We start from the raw sequence: 16306 nt of genomic DNA, 5'->3' as shown, positions 1-16306 counted from the left end.
CCCGTCCGTGACCAGCCGGCACGACGGCCACCGGGTGCTCTCCCTCTTCCGGGCGGTTCCCGGGATCCGCGCGGCGAAGTCCTACCGGCGCGCGTGGCTGCCCAAGGACCTGGTCGCGGGAGTCGTCCTGACCACGCTGCTGGTGCCGCAGGGCATGGCCTACGCCGAGCTGGCGGGTCTGCCGGCCATCACCGGCCTGTACACGACGATCCTCTGCCTGCTCGGGTACGCGGTGTTCGGGCCGTCCCGGATCCTGGTGTTGGGCCCGGACTCCTCGCTGGGTCCGATGATCGCCGCCACCGTGCTGCCGCTGGTGGCGGCCGACGGGGATCCCGACCGGGCCGTCACACTCGCGTCGATGCTCGCGGTCATGGTGGCAGCGATCATGATCCTGGCCTCGGTGGCGAAGCTCGGCTTCATCGCCGACCTGATCTCCAAACCGACGATGATCGGCTACATGAACGGTCTGGCCCTGACCATTTTCATCGGCCAGCTCCCCAAACTGCTCGGCTTCAAGGTCGAGGCGGACAACCTGATCGGCGAGTGTGCCGGCCTGGCGCGGATGATCGCCGACGGGGCGACGGTACCGGCGGCCGCCGCGGTGGGCCTCGGCGGAATCGCGCTGATCCTGGTCCTGCAACGCTTCCTGCCGAAGGTTCCCGCGGTGCTCGTGATGGTGGTCCTGGCGATCGCCGCGGCCACCGTCTTCGACCTGGCCGAGCACGGCGTCGGCCTGGTCGGGGTCCTGCCCGACGGCTTCCCGCCGTTCACGCTCCCCGATGTGCGGCCCTCCGACCTCGCGCCGCTGCTCGGCGGTGCGCTGGGCATCGCCCTGGTGTCGCTGGCCGACACGATCTCCAACGCGTCCGCGTTCGCGGCCCGCACCGGCCAGGAGGTCCGCGGCAACCAGGAGATGGCGGGCGTCGGTGCGGCCAACCTGGCGGCCGCCCTCTTCCAGGGCTTCCCGGTCAGCACCAGCGGGTCCCGGACGGCGGTCGCGGAGCGCGCGGGGGCCCGGAGCCAGCTCACCGGGGTCGTCGGGGCGGCGCTCATCGTCCTCATGCTCGTGCTGGCTCCGGGTCTGTTCCGCAACCTCCCCCAACCGGCCCTCGCGGCCGTGGTCATCACCGCGTCGCTGTCCCTGGCCGACGTACCGGGGGCCGTACGGCTGTGGCGGCAGCGGCGGGCGGAGTTCCTGCTCTGCTTCGCGGCCTTCGCCGGCGTGGCCCTGCTCGGCGTGCTGCCCGGCATCGCCATCGCCGTGGGCCTGTCCGTACTCAACGTCTTCCGGCGGGCCTGGTGGCCGTACGACACCGTGCTGGGGCGGGTGCGGGGCCTGGAGGGCTACCACGACGTCCGTTCCTACCCCGGGGCCGAGCAACTGCCGGGCCTGGTGATCTACCGGTTCGACGCCCCGCTCTTCTTCGCCAACGCCAAGACCTTCCGGGACGAGGTCAGGCGGCTGGCCGGCGCGGACCCGCGGCCGAGCTGGATCGTGGTCGCGGCGGAGCCGATGACGGACGTGGACACCACCGCCGCGGACGTCCTGGAGGAACTCGACGAAGCGCTCAACGCGGACGGTGTGCACCTGGTGTTCGCCGAGCTCAAGGACCCGGTGCGACGGAAGATCGAGCGGTACGAACTCACCCGGACCATCGACCCCCGGCACTTCTTCCCCACCGTGGAGGCAGCGGTCGCCGCCTTCCGCCTGGGCACCGGAGCCGAGTGGTCCGCACCGGGCCCCGACGGGACGGCCGGTCCCCCGCCCGCCGGCCGCACATGACGGCCCGCGCCCCGGATGGCACGACCGACGCGGCGAGGGCACCATGGCCGTGGAGGACGCCATGAGCCAGGAACCGCCGGAACCTCCCGCGCAGGACGAGCCGGTACCCGAACACCGCCGGTGGCCCCGCCTGACGCTGCCGGGCTGCTGGGGCGCGCTCCTGCTGGCGTGCCTGTCCTTCACCCCGTCGTTGCTCCCCCGCGGAGGCGTGCTCCAGGGCCTGGTCTGCGGCATCAGCGCGGCCATCGGCTACGGGTTGGGCGTGGTCGCGGCCTCCGTGTGGCGCGCCTTCGCCGACCGGGACGCGCGCAACCCGTCGCGCCGGTCGTGGCTCGTCCTGATCGTCAGCGCGATCGTGCTCTTCGGCGTCTCGTTCGGGCTCGGCCAGTACTGGCAGCACGAGATCCGTCTGCTCATGGGGGTCACCGACTACAACGTCCTCTTCACCGTCGCGTGCCCGTTCGTCGCGGCCCTCGTCTTCCTGCTCCTGCTCCTGACCGGTCGGGGGCTCCGGGCCCTGTACCACCGGGCCGCCGACCTGCTGGACCGCTGGATCGGCAGGCGCGCGGCGCGGGTGGTCGGCTGGCTCGTGGTGGCGGGCCTGGCGTGGGCCGCGTTCTCCGGGCTGCTGCTGAACGGCTTCGTGAACGCGTCCAACGAAGCCTTCTCGCTGCGTGACACGGAGACGCCGGAAGGCGTCCACCAGCCCACGACGGCGCTGCGCTCCGGCGGACCCGGCTCGCTGGTGCCGTGGGACTCGCTGGGCAGGGAGGGCCGGGCGTTCGCCGACGGAGGACCATCGGCCCAGGAGATCGGCGCGTTCACCCACCGTACGGCGCAGGAGCCCATCCGCGCCTATGCCGGGCTGGAGACCTCCGACGACACGGAGACCCGGGCGGCCAAGGCGGTCGCGGACCTCGAACGGGCGGGCGGCTTCACGCGCGAGAACCTGCTCGTGATGACCACCACGGGCAGCGGCTGGGTCGATCCCGCCGCTGTGGACTCGTTCGAGTACCTGGGCAACGGCGACGCGGCCACCGTGGCGATCCAGTACTCGTACCTGCCGTCGTGGATGTCGTACCTGGTGGACCAGTCCAAGGCACGGGCGGCCGGCCGCGAGCTCTTCGACGCGGTCTACGACAAGTGGTCCAAGCTGCCCCAGGACCAGCGTCCGCGCCTGTTCGTGGCGGGTGAGAGCCTGGGGTCGTTCGGCGGTGAGACGGCCTTCAGCGGGGAGGCCGACCTGCGCAACCGCACCGCCGGCACCGTGTTCGCCGGCCCGCCCAACTTCAACACGCTGTTCCGCGAGTTCAGTGACCAGCGCGACGCGGGCAGCCCCGAGATCGAGCCCGTCTACCGGGAGGGACGGACCGTCCGGTTCACCGACGACCCGGCCACCGGGACGCCTCCGGCGGACCGGCCGTGGGACGGCCCGCGGGTGGTCTACCTGATGCACCCGTCCGATCCGATCGTCTGGTGGAGCCCGAACCTGGCGCTGACCGAGCCCGACTGGATCGGGGAGCGGCCCGGCTCGGACGTGCTCGAAGCCATGGTCTGGATCCCGTTCGTGACCTTCTGGCAGGTCACCGCCGACCTGCCGTTCTCGACCGGCGTACCGGACGGCCACGGCCACACGTACAAGGCCGCGTACGTCGACGCCTGGAACGACATCGTGCGGCCCGAGGGTTTCACCGCGCAGGACCTGGACCAGCTGAAGGGCATCGTCTCGCCGCAGCACTGAGCCCACCCCACCGCCGGTCAGCGCAGCAGGTATCCGACGAGGTAGCCGAACGCGTTGACCGCCCAGTGCAGGCCCATGGGAGCCAGCAGGCTGCCGCTGCGGCGGCGCAGTTCGCAGAACAGGACGCCGGCCGCCGCCGTGAACAGCACGGCGCCCAGCACCGCTCCGAACGCCGACTGGCCGACGACCGAGCCCACGGCCGGTTTCGCGGTCGCCAGGTGCAGCGACGGCAGCACGTGCCACAGCCCGAACAGCAGGCTCGACACGGCGGTCGCCCAGACCGCCCCGCGGACGCGGTACACGAGGCCGTAGAGCACGCCGCGGAAGGCGATCTCCTCCACCAGGACCGTGCCGACGGGGACCAGCACGAACACGCGGAGCAGCACCTCTGCGCCGCCCATCGCGTCGTACCGCCGGTCTTCGAACAGCCCCCTGGTGGCCGGCAGCAGGGCCCCGGCCAGGTAGACGACGCCGACCAGGCCGATCAGGACCAGCGCCCAACGGGCACCGCGGGCCAGCGTGCCCCGGGCCAGCCCCGCGTCCGCGAGGGTACCGCCGGCCCAGCGGAGCACACCGAGCAGCAGGCCGCTGACCACGACGGCCGTCACCAGGCCCCATGCACCGGTCCAGCGGTGCAGGGCGAGGTTGGCGACGCCGAGGACGGCCACCGTGACCCCCACGGCCGGCCAGGTACCGATGCGCCGCGGGCGTCGATCGTGTCGCCGCCCGGCGTCATCGGCGGTGCTGCGGGGCATGAGAACCCACCTCGGTCATGACGACAGGTCAGTCGGCCTCATCTTGCACCGTCACCCCGGATCTCGACGGCCGCAACCCCGGGATCGCCGGCCCGCCGTGGACCGGGCGGCGGATGACGTGTCGATCCGGCGCCCGGCTCGCGGGGCGTTCCCTGCTGTCCGTGGACGTTCACCTGGTGTTGCGGTGCCGGAAGGTTCCGGCGTCCACAGTGGTCCGGTCGGTCCGGTCCACTCGATGTCGGTCCGAGGCGGACCGCTGCCTCAGTAGTCGATGCGGTCGGTCTTGGCCACCCACGCGTCGAACGGCGCCGTACGGTTGGGCAGGTCCAGCTGCTCTATCGCCAGCGGCCACTTCGACGCGGGCTGCTTTTCGAACAGGTCGTAGAACTTGCGGTCGTCGAAGCCGGCCACCGCGGCGTCGTGCCGGTCGGCGGAGTAGACGATCCGGTCGACCCGCGCCCACAGCGCCGAGGAAAGACACATGGGACACGGTTCGCACGAGGTCACCAACACGCAGCCTTCGAGCGAGAACGTGTCGAGCTCCTTGCAGGCGGCACGCATCGCGCTCACCTCGGCGTGGGCGGTCGGGTCCAGGGTGGAGGTGACCCGGTTGTTCCCGAGCGCGACGATCTCGCCGCCCTTGGCGACCAGGGCGCCGAACGGTCCGCCACCGTTCGCCACGCTGTTCGTGGCGAGTCTGATCGCCTCGTCCAGCCAGGTGCGCTCGAGGTCCTGGACGTTCGCTTCTTGGGTGTGCGCGGTCACGGTCACTCCTTGGGAGACGGTGGGGGATGTCCCTGGTGTCCTGCCCGTGTGGGAGGCGCACCAGGGACGACAGGTGGGTCTCGCGGGTGCCGCTTCGAGGCCGGCGTCCGGGGATCGGCACGGTCTGCGGTACCCGCGGGAGCTCGCTACGGCTGGACGCCGGCGATGTGCTCCGGTGCGACCGGGCTGCGGGTCAGGCCCGCCCCCGGCGCAGTGCGGACGGCGGGTTCCGCGGTGACGGTGACGCCTGGATCGAGCCTGGCCGTGGCGAGCAGCCGGCCGGACAACGTCTCGCTCAAGGCTCCCCCTCCCCCGCTTCGTTGCATCGTGTGTGAAGGAGTACACATGCAATCGAGCGCAGTCAGGCAGGGACGGAAGACATGAAAACGTCTGCTGGCTGAAACCTACTCTTCGTACAGATCTACAAAACGTCTTCCCCTGGCGCGATATGACCTCTGGTCATGGATCCAGCGCACCACCCCGGAAGCGAACCTTCCTGGTGGAAGGGGTGGTTGCTACCGAGGGCACGCCGAACCGGCCGGTGGGGGCGAAGCGGAACGCCCGGGCGGGGGGCGGTGGTTCAGCCGAACACCTCGGCCCCCGGGTAGGGGGCCCCGTCCCGAACGGGCGGAACCAGATACGTGCCTGCCGCCCGCACCGTCAGCAGCCGCCCGGCCGGTCCGTCCGGACCGGGCTGCCCTCCGAAGTTGACGCCACCCAGCCAGCCGCGCTGGGTGAGGATGCGCAGCACCCGTTCGGGGCTGTCCTGGAAGCCGACGAAGTTCAGCCCGGCCCGGAAGCCGGGGGCGGCCGCGACCGGTTCGAAGAACTCGTACCCCTGCCGGAACACCCGCAGCGAGCCGCTCTGGTCGGGGTCGGCGGTGCCGGTCAGATTGGACCGCCGCACATGGCTGGCGAGCAGCACCGGATCGGCGGTGGGCCGTGGCTCCAGGAAGTCCTCGTTGCCCGGTTGCGTCACCTCGGTGGTCCCCGCCACCGGACAGCCCGCGGCCGGTACGGGCAGCCCTTCGCCGTCACGGCCGGTGAGGGGGGCTCCGGTGAGCTTGTCCCGGCCGACGAGGAACTCCTGCTGCACGCGCGGCAGGAGGTGCCACTGGTCGAGGTCGACGGCGAGGCGGGCGAAGACCAGGCAGGTTCCGCCGATCGTCCACGGGTCCGGGCCCGCGTCGGCCGCTCCGATGCTGATGACCCGTTCCCGGTCGGCGCTGTCCAGGTTGGACACGCCGTCGTGGAAACCGATCCAGCTGCGCCGGTCGTCGCGCTGGAATCCGGTGTGGATGCCCGCGATCTCCAGCGCGGCCGTGCGCGAGTCGCCGGTGCGCGCGCTGCGCAGCAGCTTCCACAGCTCCACCACGGCGCGCGAGACCGCGAGTTGGGTCTCCGCGGTGAGCTGCAGGCAGAACTCCTCCGTCGCGTCGTTGCGGGTGACGTCCGCCGCGTAGGACAGGCCCCCGCCGACCAGCAGCGGCCCGCCTCCGGTGGGGCGGGGCGAGCGGAACCGCAGCCGCGGGCCGAGCGCGGCCGGGCAGGGAAGTTTCGCGCCGGTGATGTCGAAGGCCTTCGGGCCGAAGCCGAGCAAGAACTCCAGGCCGGCGCTCGGCACCGGGTGGCCCGGCAGTTCCGGCACGATGCCGTCGGCGAGGCCGCGCAGCATCGTGGTCACCTCGCGCAGCGCGCCGTCGACGGCCGCGGCGTCGGCCTCCGGGTCGGCCCGCAGGAAGACGAGCGCGAGATGGCCGGGCGGGCGCCGGCCGGGCCCGTGGTAGATCCCGTCCTGGAGGACGCTCATCTCCCGCCCCGGGGGCGGCTGCCCAGGGGTCCGGGTCGCAGGGCCTCGGCGTCGAAGGCGTCCTTCAGCGGCCCCACCGTGTCGGTGCACACGCGCGCGTCCCGGCAGCGGATGGGCCCGGGTGAGTCGGCGAGGACCACGAAGTCACCGGGCGGTACGGGCGCCGGTGCGCCGAGCGCGACCACCGGGCCGACCTGCACCTGGCGTACGACTTGGTAGCCACCGGTCAGGGGTTCCTCCGCGTCGCCCTCCACCACGGTGATCTCGTCGAGGAAGTGCGGGTCGTCGTCCGACGGGCCGAACTCCAGCCGCTGGGCCAGCCCCTGCTGGCCGCGGGAGAGCCGGATCCACGGGTCCGGGACGGGGCCGCCCTCGAAGAGGAAGACCTCGGAGGTGAACTGCTGGATGTACATGCCCAGTGGATCGGCGAAGGACACGGTCCGGCCCTGGAAGGCGGCGTCCGCCGCGGCCAGTGCAGCGGCCGGGTCGGCATGGCGACAGGACAGGGCTTCGAGCCCGGGCTGCTGGCGGAAGATCTGGTCCCGTCCGGCGGGTTCGAAGCCGCCCGCGGAATTCCGGCGGGCGTAGGGCTTCGCGCCGAACATCACGATGTAGATCAGGTCGTCCAGCCCGTTGATGGGGTGGGCCATGAACAGGGCGTTGACCGCGTTGAGCGAGCCCGCCGGTTCGGCCGGGACGTCGGCGTCGATCAGGTCGGGGTGCTGTCCGTGGCCGGTCAGGTGGCGGGCGAAGGCCACGCGGCGCTGGGTCGGGGCGAGCAGCTTCGGGTCCGCGACGGCCGGTCCGTAGAGTTCCTGCCAGCGGGGTTCGGTGCCGAGCGTCTCGGCGAGGATTTCCCGCAGGCGGGTCGGGGCGTGCTCGGCGAGCATCAGGTAGTACTCGGGGAGCTCGGTGGTGACCTGCACCCGCTTGGGGCGGACCCGTCCCTCGGTGTCGGTCGCGCTGATGACCGCGTACTCGCAGTACTCGTTGTGCAGGGCGCGTCGGCCGCGCACGCCCCAGTCGGACAACGTGCGGGCCGTGGCGGCGTCGAGGCAGAACTCCGGCTCGGCCGGATTGCCGAACCAGGTGACGGCCACCCGGTCGGCGGCCGGATCGTCGGGTTCCAGGGTGAAGTACTGGCTCCCCAGATCAGGCTCCAGGCGCCTGAACTGGCGGTCGATCTCCTTGTTCCAGCGGTCCAGGAGATCGGGGGTCAGATCGTCGGCCAGTCCGGGGACGGAGAACGGCACGTCGGTACCTCCTGACGGGGCGCAACCCCGTAGGTGACGTCGTGAGCGATGAGGGTCGTGACACAAAGTATCCGAAATGTTTACGGAACGTAGTCAACGGCGCGCCCGCCGCCGCCCTCCGGGCCCGGGGAGGGTGACCGTCAGTCGAGGGCCAACACGACCGGACCGCCCGACCGGTCGACCCGGTCCGTCCACCCCGGCGGCAGCGTCAGCGATCGCGACGGCGTCACCCGGACCGGGAACCGCCGCCGCCACAGCAGCCGGCCGTCCTGGGCCGCCGTCAGCACCGGGGCCATCCGCGGCTCCGCGGACCGCAGCAGCAACGGCCGCCCCCCGATGTCCGTGAGCCGGTTCGGTGTCACCCACAACAGCGGGGCCCGGACGACCAGCGGTGGGCCCGGATCCGGCCACGGCGCACCCGACAGGCGGGCCAGGACCGGGGCCGCGGCCGCGGCGCCCTCCGCGGCCGCGGTGGCTGCGCGTTCGACGCCGTGGAGGGCGTTGCCGACCGCGAAGACCCCCGGCACCGACGTACGGAAGGACGCGTCCGTGCAAGGACCGCGGGTGCTGGGGTCCAGGGCCACGCCACCGCGGCGCGCCAGCTCGTGGTCGGGGATCCAGTCACCGGTGAAGACCACCGTGTCGCACGCGAGGACCCCGCAGCGGCCGTCCTCGTGGCGAACGGCCACGCCCGACAGGCGGCCCCGGCCGCGCAGTTCGACCACCGTCGTGGCCGTGAGCAGCGGGACTCCCGGCACGGCGGTGCCGCGGGAGCGCTCCGTGACCACGGCCACCACCTCCGCTCCCGCCCGGCGCAGGGTGCGTACGGCGTGGCGGGCCACCGGCTCGGCGCCCACCACGACGGCCCTGCGGCCGATGTCCTGGCCGTACAGGTGGACCGACTGCTGAAGCTCCCCGGTGGTCAGCACGCCCGCCGGCCGGGAGCCCGGTACCAGCCGGGCGCTGCGCGGGCGCTCGCGGGCGCCCGTGGCGAGGATCACGGCCCGGGCCGTGATCCGCTCCAGGCCCGCCGGGCTCGTGGTCTCCAAGGTCAGCGGGCCGGCCCAGCCGGTGGCGCTGACACCGGTGCGGACCGTCGCCCCGGCCGCCGTCGCCACCCGCACGGCGCGGCGCGCGTACGCCGGCCCGGTGAGCCAGGGACGTACGGGCCCCCCGAATCCGCCGTGGTGGCAGTGGCGCGGCACTCCGCCCGCGTCCTGCTCGCGCTCCAGGACCTCGACGCGGCCCGCGCCCGCGGCCGCGAGGCGGGCGGCCAGGGCCAGCCCGGCGGGACCGGCACCGACGACCAGGACGTCGACCGTGCGGTCGCGGCTCATCTGCGGGCCTCCTCGAACAGCGCGCGGACGGCGGCCCCGCAGTGGAAGCCCTGGCAGCGGCCGCCCCGTGCACGCGTGCGCCGGCGCAGGCCGTCCGGCGAACCGGGCGGGACGACCGAGGCCAGCGCGTCGCGGATCTCCCCGCGCGTCACGCGCTCGCAGTGGCAGACGATCCGGCCGTACTCCGAGTCCCGTGCGATCAGGTCGGCGTCGCGGTAGGGCCGGAGGAACGCCTCGCCCAGGTTCGGCATCCGCACCGGCTCCAGCTCCCGGGCCCCGACCACCGGCAGGCCGCCGTCGGCGAGCAGTTCCACGACGTGGGCGGCGATCGCCATCGAGGCCGTCAGTCCCGTCGAGCGGATCCCGCCCACCGTGACGTACCGCTGCGCGGGGTGGGCCCGGATCGCGTAGTCGTCGTCGCCGGTGGCGGCCCGTAGGCCGGCGTACACGGCGGTGACCTCCTCCTCCAGGAGGGCCGGCAGGATCCGGCGGCCCTTCTCCCGCAGCAGCGCGAGCCCCTCGGCGGTCGATCCGGTGTCCGCCTTGTCGTCCAGGTCTTCGGCGGTCGGCCCGAGCATGACGTTCCCGTACACCGTCGGCGACACCAGCACCCCCTTCCCGAGGGCGCTCGGTACGGGCAGCAGGACGTGCCGGACCAGGCCGCGGGCGAGCTCGTCGAAGACGATCAGCTGGCCGCGCCGGGGCGTCACGGCGAAGTCCGCGTGGCCGAGGAGCCGGTCGATCTCGTCGGCGTACAGACCGGCCGCGTTGACCAGGTGCCGGGTACGCAGCGGGCCCCGGCTCGTGGCCAGGGTGTGCGTTTCGCCCGACGTGACCTTCTGGACGCGGCAGTTGAGGTGGAGGTCGACGCCCGCGCGGACGGCCTGCGTGGCGTACGCGAGCGTGGTCGTCCAGGGGCAGATGATGGATTCCCCCGGCACGTCGAGGGCTCCCAGCACCCCGGGTCCGAGTTCCGGCTCACGGGCCCGCACCTCGTCGGCCGCGATGATCCGGGCCGCGCGGTAGCCGTTGCGTACGGCCTTCCCCGCGAGCCCCGGCAGTGCGGCCGCCTGTTCCTCGTCCCAGGCGACGAGGAGCGCTCCGAGCGGCTCCACCGGGATGCCGCTCTCGGCGGCGTACGCGGAGAGCAGTCGGTGGCCCTCCCGGACGAGCCGGGACTCCAGGGAGCCGGGCACCGCGTCGAAACCGGTGTGCAGGATGGCGGTGTTGGCCTTCGAGGTGCCGTCACCGACGTCGTCGGACGCGTCGACCAGCGCGATCCGCAGCGGGAGCCGGGCCAGTTCGCGGGCGATCGCCGCGCCCACCACGCCGGCGCCCACGACCGTCACGTCGTACTCCCCGTCGGGCAGGGCGCCGCCGGTGGTGACGGTGGTGGCGTTGGTGGCGGTGGTCATGCCGGTGCGTCGCCGAGCAGGGCCGAGACCGCCGCGCGGAAGCGTGCGCGGCGCTCCGTCGCCTCCGCCGCGTCGGCGCGCGGCTCGTAGACGGCGGACGGCTTCCACTGCGGGACGGCCTCGGCGACGGTGAGCGAGGGGTCGAGCCCGAGCCGGGCGACGGCGCCGACGCCGAGCGCGGTGACGTCCGGCAGCGCCGAGACCTCCACGGGGATCCCGAGGAGGTCGGCCTGGGCCTGCATGAGCAGCGCGGACCGGGTCAGCCCGCCGTCGACGCGCAGGGCGGCGAGCGGGGCGCCCAGGTCGGCGGCGACCGCGTCCGCGAGCTCCGCCACCTGGGCGGCGACGCCGTCGCACAGGGCGCGCACCAGGTGCCCGGCGGTGGTGTCGAGGCCCAGACCGGTGACCGAGCCCCGCAGGTCGCCCCGCCACCACGGGGCGGCGAGCCCGGCGAGCGCGGGGACGAAGGTGACGCCGCCGGCGTCCGGGACGCGCCCGCCCACGGTGTCGATGTCGGCGGCGCCGGAGATCACCCCGAGGTCGGTGAGCCAGCGCACGGCGGAGGCGGCCGTGTACACCTGCCCGTCCAGGCAGTAGCTGGTCCGGCCGGCGAGCCGCCAGGCCACGCAGCCGACCAGTCCGGAGGTGCTGCGCAGGGGACGCGGGCCGGTCTGCGCCAGGAGGAACGCGCCGGTGCCGTAGGTGCACTTGGCGGTGCCGGGTTCGGTGACGCTCTGGGCGAGCAGCGCGGCCTGCTGGTCCACGAGCAGTCCCGTCAGCGGCAGCGCGGGACCGAACGCGGTGGTGGTGCCGACGTGGGTGTCCGCGTCGACGACCTCCGCGAGCCGCTCCCCCGCGAGGCCGAAGGTCTCGAGTGCCGCGTCCGACCAGCGGGTGGTGTCGAGGTCCAGCAGCTGGGTGCGGCCGGCGGTCGCCGCGTCGGTGACGAACGCCCCGGTGAGGCGGTGCACGAGCCACACGTCGCTGGTCGTCACGACGCCGCGCCGGGTCAGGTGGCGGCGTATCCAGGCCATCTTGGGGGCGGCGAAGTACGGGTCGAGCGGCAGGCCGGTCGTCTCCAGCAAAGAGGCTGCGTGGGGGGCCAGTTCGGTGCAGAGCCCCTCGGCGCGCCGGTCCTGCCAGACGATCGCCTCGGTCAGCGGTTCGCCGGTGGCCGGGTCCCAGGCGAGAACGGTCTCGCCCTGGTTGGCGAGGCCCACCGCGACCACGGGCTCGCCCGCCGCCGCCAGCGCGGCGCGTCCTGCGTCGACGACCGAGTCCAGCAGTTCGCCGGGGGTGACCTCGACCCGGCCGCCCGGCAGGTAGCGGGGCCGTACGACGGCGGATCCGGATCCGATGACCCCGCGGACCGGACAGACGACCAGCGCCTTGGTCCCCGAGGTGCCTTGATCGACAGCGAGCACCGGGCCCGTCATCACCACTCCGTCCCTGGTGTCGCCTTGATCGAACGTCGCTCGGAAGCCTTCCCCAGCCGACGTCGCCCGTCAAGATCCGTCCGGGGCCGCGGCACGTCACTGACGCATCCTCATATGTTGATCGTGGCTTGATACTTACGTTCGAACATAGAACTGGATGCGTATGCTCCTGATCGCCATATAGTGATCGCCGATCAACGGGCAGCGACATCGACCGTGGGTCAACGGCGGGGGTTCGACGAACAGTTCTCGCATGGTTCACGCATCCCTGGCACCGGGCACGGCTGCACCACGGCAGTCGGCGGCCGGATGGACCCACCTTCCATGCGATCCGAGGACTGATGATCACGACCACCGTAGAACGCGCCCGCCCGGGCCGCCGCCCGTCGACCGGGACGAGGTGATGGCGGGCAGCGATTTCCGGCCCGTCTACCACCCGGCCGGCCACGACAAGGAGCTGCGTTCCGCCGCTCAGGACCTGCGCACCGGCCGCTGGGTCTCCATGGCGCGCTTACTCGAACGCACCGACAACTGGGGGCTGTGGACCCAACGCACCCAGGTGCTCGCCGCCGTCTCCGCCGGATCCGACGTGGTCCAGGCCTGGCGGGCCGAGCAACCGAACAGCGTCGCCGCGCTCGTGATGCACACGCGCGTCTGCGTCGAACGGGCCGTTCGCGCCCACCGCGCCGGACACCCCCGCACCGGCGAGCTGTGGCAGGAAGCCTGGTCGACCTGCCGGGAGGCCGCCCGCATCAACCCCGCCGACCCCGTGCCCTGGGTCTGCCTGCTCGCCCTCGCCCTCCTCGACGAACAGCGCCAGATGGCCGAGCACCGGATCGCGCCACCCGCCCCGATGCTGCCCCCCGGCCCCTGGGGCATCCTCGCGGAGGTCGACAAGCGCGACCCGCACAACCGCGAGGCCTACCACCGCATGCTCCAGTTCGTGTACGCGGGCGCGCCCGGACCGCTCTCCGAGGCCGCCAACTTCGTCCACTGGGCCGCCAGCGCCGCCCCGCCGGGATCGCCCGTACACGTCCTTCCGCTCTACGTACGGGTCGAGCGCTACCGTCGCGAACGCGGCCAGGAGCGGGCCCTCGACCTGCACTGGGTCGCCGAAGACGCCGTCCGCGACGCCCTGCACGCCCTGGACACCTGGTTCCACCACGCCGATCTGCCGCACGCCTCGCCGCTCGATCTGAACCAGCTCGCCCACGCCCTGTGGGGGGCCCTCCAGTTCGACGAGGCGGCCCGGGTGTTCGACACGATCGGCCCGTACTGGACCACCCTGCCGTGGGCCCACCGGACCCGCGACCCGGCCGACCGCGCCCTGGCCGAGGAGGTGTTCCTGCAGGCCAGGTCCCGCAGCCTGGCCGGCCGGAACTGACCCCCGCCGCCCTCCCCCACGGCGCCGACCCCTCGCTCCCACCGCACCACCAGGCTCCACCTGCACCCCCAGGCTCCACCGTCCCCGTGCTTCACAGACCCCCGGAGGTACCGCCGTGTCCAGAACCGAATGGGCAGCCCGCCAGGACCGCAAGGCTCCACCCCTGCAGGACGAGGAACAGCGCCTCAGGGAACTCGGCTACCAGCCCGTCCTCGCCCGCCGGATGGGCGGCTTCGGCAACTTCGCCATCAGCTTCTCCGTCATATCCGTCCTCTCCGGCTGCATGACGCTGTACGGATTCGGCATGGGCTCCGGCGGCCCGTCCGTGATGCTGTGGGGCTGGGTCGGCGTGGGCCTCTTCGTGCTCTGCGTGGGTCTCGCCCTGGCCGAGGTCACGAGCGCCTACCCCACCTCCGGTGCGCTCTACTACATGGCCGACCGGCTCGGCGGCCGCCGCTGGGGCTGGTACACGGGCTGGCTGAACCTGCTCGGCCTGCTCGGCGCCATCGCCGGCATCGACTACGGCGCGGCCCTGTTCACCGGTGCCTTCCTCAACCTCCGCTTCGGGTTCGTGCCCACTCCCGGCTCCACCTTCCTGATCTTCCTGTGCATCCTGCTGCTGCACGCCGCGCTCAACCTCTTCGGGGTCCGCCTCGTCAGCGTGCTCAACTCCATCAGCGTCTGGTGGCACCTGGGCGGCGTCGCCGTGATCGTCGGCGCCCTGGCCTTCATCCCCGACAACCACCAGTCCGCGTCGTTCGTCTTCACCGAATTCGTCAACGACACCGGCTGGGCCAACCCGTTCTACGTGGCGGCGGTCGGCCTGCTGCTCGCCCAGTACACCTTCTCCGGCTACGACGCCTCCGCGCACCTCTCGGAAGAGACCAGCAACGCCTCCGTCTCCGCCGCCAAGGGCATCGTCCGGGCCATCTGGGTCTCCTGGATCGCCGGTTTCGCCCTGCTCGCCGGCCTCACCTTCGCCATCCAGGACTACGCGGCCGTCCAGAACAGCGCCACCGGCGTCCCGCCCGCCCAGATCTTCATCGACGCGCTGGGCTCCGGCGGCGCCACCGCCCTGCTCCTCGTCGTCATCGTCGCGCAGCTCTTCTGCGGCAACGCCGAGGTCGCCGCCGCGAGCCGGATGGTCTTCGCGTTCAGCCGTGACAACGCGCTGCCCGGATCCGCCCTGTGGCGCAAGGTGAGCGGCCGGACCCAGACGCCGGTGCCCGCCGTATGGCTCTCCGTCGCCGTCGCGGCCGTACTGGCCCTCCCCTCCCTGTACTCCGCCACCGCCTACGGGGCCGTGACCGCCATCAACGTCATCGGCATCACCCCGGCCTACGCCATCCCGATCTACCTGCGCCTGCGCGCCGGCAACCGCTTCGAGCCCGGCCCCTGGAACCTGGGCCGCTGGAGCAAGCCGATCGGCTGGATCGCCGTCCTGTGGGTGGCGTTCGTCACCGTCCTCTTCTGCCTGCCGCAGAAGTCCCCCGTCACCATCGACTCGATGAACTACGCCGTGATCGCCCTCGCGGTGGTCCTGGTCCTGGCCAGCGTCTGGTGGTACGTCGCCCGCCGCTCGTACGGCACCCCGTCCGCCTACGGCAACGCCCGCGAGCAGGCGGAGATCGCCGAAGACATCGTCTGATCCGGCCCGGCCGCCCGGCAGGCCACGCCCGCAGCCGGTCGACCGGGGCGCCGTGCACGGTCGGTCAGCGGCGGCCGGCCGTGCGCCGTTGCGGGGGCGCGATGCGCACCCGCTCCTCGGCGGGCCCGTCATCGAGGTCGTCGAGTTGCGCGACGATCGTGCTGCGCAGGTCGTCGTAGTCGTCGAAGCGGAAGTCGTGGAACAGCGTGTAGCCGGTCCACATCAGGTTGGCGCACACCCGGGCCGGCACCCGGCCGGTCCGGGCGCCCATGCCGACCAGCGCCACCGACCGGATGCTGCCCGGCGCTTCGACGTTCTGCCGGTGGACCGCCTGGAAGGCGGCCGCGCACGCCAGGGCGACGTTCAAGGTCTCGCGCACGTTCTGCGAGGACTGCTCCATCGTCGGCGTCGATATCAGGAACTTCGGTGCGACCGCCCCTGACGCGACGCACACCGCGCTTCCCACCGGGAGGCTGCCCGCGAACTGGGCGCGGATCGCGCGCTGTACGCGCAGCTGGATGCCGGCTCCCAGGTGCCGCTTGATGACCGCGTCGACCCCGCCGTCCATCCGGCCCCGGGAGTTGGTCGGTGTGACCCACGCGTCGACCTCCTCGTCGAGGATCGACCCCTGGCGGATCTCGACCCCGGGAGTGTCGGCGAACGCCGCCCGCCACGCCTGGACCACCTCCGCGTTGACGTCGGTCAGCACCACCCGGAGCGGCGACGGCACACGGTCCACACTCATGATCTACTCCGATCGGGAAAGGGTTCCTGCACTGCTCAGGAACGCTACCGGGAGCCACTGACAACGCCGCTGACGGACGCTTACGGACGTTGACGATGACGCACCGTCACGATTGCGCGCCTCCCGGGCCGGTGTTAGCCTGCCGCCAGATTTCCGTCGGCCACGCCTCCAGGACCGAGAACCCCGGACGAAGCGCTGCCTCCCGCCTGCGCGTACTCCGGTACGCGTGCGGGC

The 16306-nt window shown here is 72.8% G+C and carries 13 protein-coding genes; 4 read left to right on the top strand and 9 right to left on the bottom strand.

Annotation, left to right across the window (positions count from 1 at the left end):
* Positions 1-7 precede the first annotated feature (7 nt).
* The gene (locus OG594_RS40845) at positions 8-1783 is read left to right on the top strand and encodes a SulP family inorganic anion transporter (RefSeq protein ID WP_266607438.1); all 1776 of its coding nucleotides are present in this window, start codon (positions 8-10) and stop codon (positions 1781-1783) included.
* 61 nt (positions 1784-1844) lie between these two features.
* On the top strand, positions 1845-3524 hold the full coding sequence (locus OG594_RS40840; RefSeq protein WP_266607437.1) for an alpha/beta hydrolase: 1680 nt from the start codon (positions 1845-1847) through the stop codon (positions 3522-3524).
* 17 nt (positions 3525-3541) lie between these two features.
* Here OG594_RS40840 and OG594_RS40835 read toward each other — a convergent pair whose 3' ends face one another.
* The 8 genes from OG594_RS40835 to OG594_RS40800 form a co-directional block, all read right to left on the bottom strand.
* Positions 3542-4279, bottom strand: coding sequence for a CPBP family intramembrane glutamic endopeptidase (locus tag OG594_RS40835; RefSeq protein WP_266607436.1), 738 nt, complete (start codon positions 4277-4279; stop codon positions 3542-3544).
* Between the two features lie 261 nt (positions 4280-4540).
* Positions 4541-5050 (bottom strand): nucleoside deaminase, encoded by a 510-nt coding sequence (locus tag OG594_RS40830; RefSeq protein WP_266607435.1) that lies wholly within the window; start codon positions 5048-5050, stop codon positions 4541-4543.
* A 140-nt stretch (positions 5051-5190) separates the two neighbouring features.
* Complete coding sequence (locus OG594_RS40825) at positions 5191-5343, bottom strand: hypothetical protein (protein ID WP_266607434.1); 153 nt, start codon at positions 5341-5343, stop codon at positions 5191-5193.
* A gap of 281 nt (positions 5344-5624) precedes the next feature.
* The gene (locus tag OG594_RS40820; protein ID WP_266607433.1) at positions 5625-6854 is read right to left on the bottom strand and encodes a Dyp-type peroxidase domain-containing protein; all 1230 of its coding nucleotides are present in this window, start codon (positions 6852-6854) and stop codon (positions 5625-5627) included.
* Positions 6851-8107, bottom strand: a complete 1257-nt coding sequence (locus OG594_RS40815; RefSeq protein WP_266607432.1) for a hypothetical protein — start codon at positions 8105-8107, stop codon at positions 6851-6853. The genes OG594_RS40820 and OG594_RS40815 overlap by 4 nt, the downstream gene beginning before the upstream one ends.
* 140 nt (positions 8108-8247) lie before the next feature.
* Positions 8248-9444 carry an NAD(P)/FAD-dependent oxidoreductase gene (locus OG594_RS40810; protein ID WP_266607431.1) on the bottom strand — a complete coding sequence of 399 codons (1197 nt, stop codon included), beginning with the start codon at positions 9442-9444 and terminating at the stop codon, positions 8248-8250.
* The gene (locus OG594_RS40805) at positions 9441-10859 is read right to left on the bottom strand and encodes an FAD-dependent oxidoreductase (protein ID WP_266607430.1); all 1419 of its coding nucleotides are present in this window, start codon (positions 10857-10859) and stop codon (positions 9441-9443) included. Before OG594_RS40805 ends, OG594_RS40810 begins: the two co-directional genes overlap by 4 nt.
* Positions 10856-12295, bottom strand: a complete 1440-nt coding sequence (locus OG594_RS40800) for an FGGY family carbohydrate kinase (protein ID WP_266607429.1) — start codon at positions 12293-12295, stop codon at positions 10856-10858. Before OG594_RS40800 ends, OG594_RS40805 begins: the two co-directional genes overlap by 4 nt.
* 403 nt (positions 12296-12698) lie before the next feature.
* Here OG594_RS40800 and OG594_RS40795 point away from each other — a divergent pair, with 403 nt between their 5' ends.
* Both OG594_RS40795 and OG594_RS40790 read left to right on the top strand, forming a co-directional pair.
* Positions 12699-13679 (top strand): hypothetical protein, encoded by a 981-nt coding sequence (locus tag OG594_RS40795; protein WP_266607428.1) that lies wholly within the window; start codon positions 12699-12701, stop codon positions 13677-13679.
* Positions 13680-13794: 115 nt separating this feature from the next.
* On the top strand, positions 13795-15327 hold the full coding sequence (locus OG594_RS40790) for an amino acid permease (RefSeq protein WP_266607427.1): 1533 nt from the start codon (positions 13795-13797) through the stop codon (positions 15325-15327).
* A 64-nt stretch (positions 15328-15391) separates the two neighbouring features.
* On the opposite strand, the gene OG594_RS40785 is transcribed toward OG594_RS40790, so the two are convergent.
* Positions 15392-16072: a macro domain-containing protein gene (locus tag OG594_RS40785; protein ID WP_266607426.1), complete on the bottom strand. Its 681-nt coding sequence runs from the start codon at positions 16070-16072 to the stop codon at positions 15392-15394.
* Between the last annotated feature and the right edge of the window lie 234 nt (positions 16073-16306).

The organism is Streptomyces sp. NBC_01214 (genome assembly GCF_026340975.1).
In the GTDB taxonomy this organism is placed as follows: Bacteria; Actinomycetota; Actinomycetes; order Streptomycetales; family Streptomycetaceae; genus Streptomyces.
Note: the sequence above shows the minus strand (reverse complement) of the source record. Positions and strands in the feature narration are given on the sequence as shown.

Coding starts and splice junctions, on each gene's coding strand:
- OG594_RS40805 (WP_266607430.1), bottom strand. CDS start 10,859: ATGACCACCGCCACCAACGCCACCACCGTCACCACCGGCGGCGCCCTG.
- OG594_RS40795 (WP_266607428.1), top strand. CDS start 12,699: ATGGCGGGCAGCGATTTCCGGCCCGTCTACCACCCGGCCGGCCACGAC.
- OG594_RS40820 (WP_266607433.1), bottom strand. CDS start 6,854: ATGAGCGTCCTCCAGGACGGGATCTACCACGGGCCCGGCCGGCGCCCG.
- OG594_RS40835 (WP_266607436.1), bottom strand. CDS start 4,279: ATGCCCCGCAGCACCGCCGATGACGCCGGGCGGCGACACGATCGACGC.
- OG594_RS40800 (WP_266607429.1), bottom strand. CDS start 12,295: ATGACGGGCCCGGTGCTCGCTGTCGATCAAGGCACCTCGGGGACCAAG.
- OG594_RS40810 (WP_266607431.1), bottom strand. CDS start 9,444: ATGAGCCGCGACCGCACGGTCGACGTCCTGGTCGTCGGTGCCGGTCCC.
- OG594_RS40840 (WP_266607437.1), top strand. CDS start 1,845: ATGAGCCAGGAACCGCCGGAACCTCCCGCGCAGGACGAGCCGGTACCC.
- OG594_RS40785 (WP_266607426.1), bottom strand. CDS start 16,072: ATGAGTGTGGACCGTGTGCCGTCGCCGCTCCGGGTGGTGCTGACCGAC.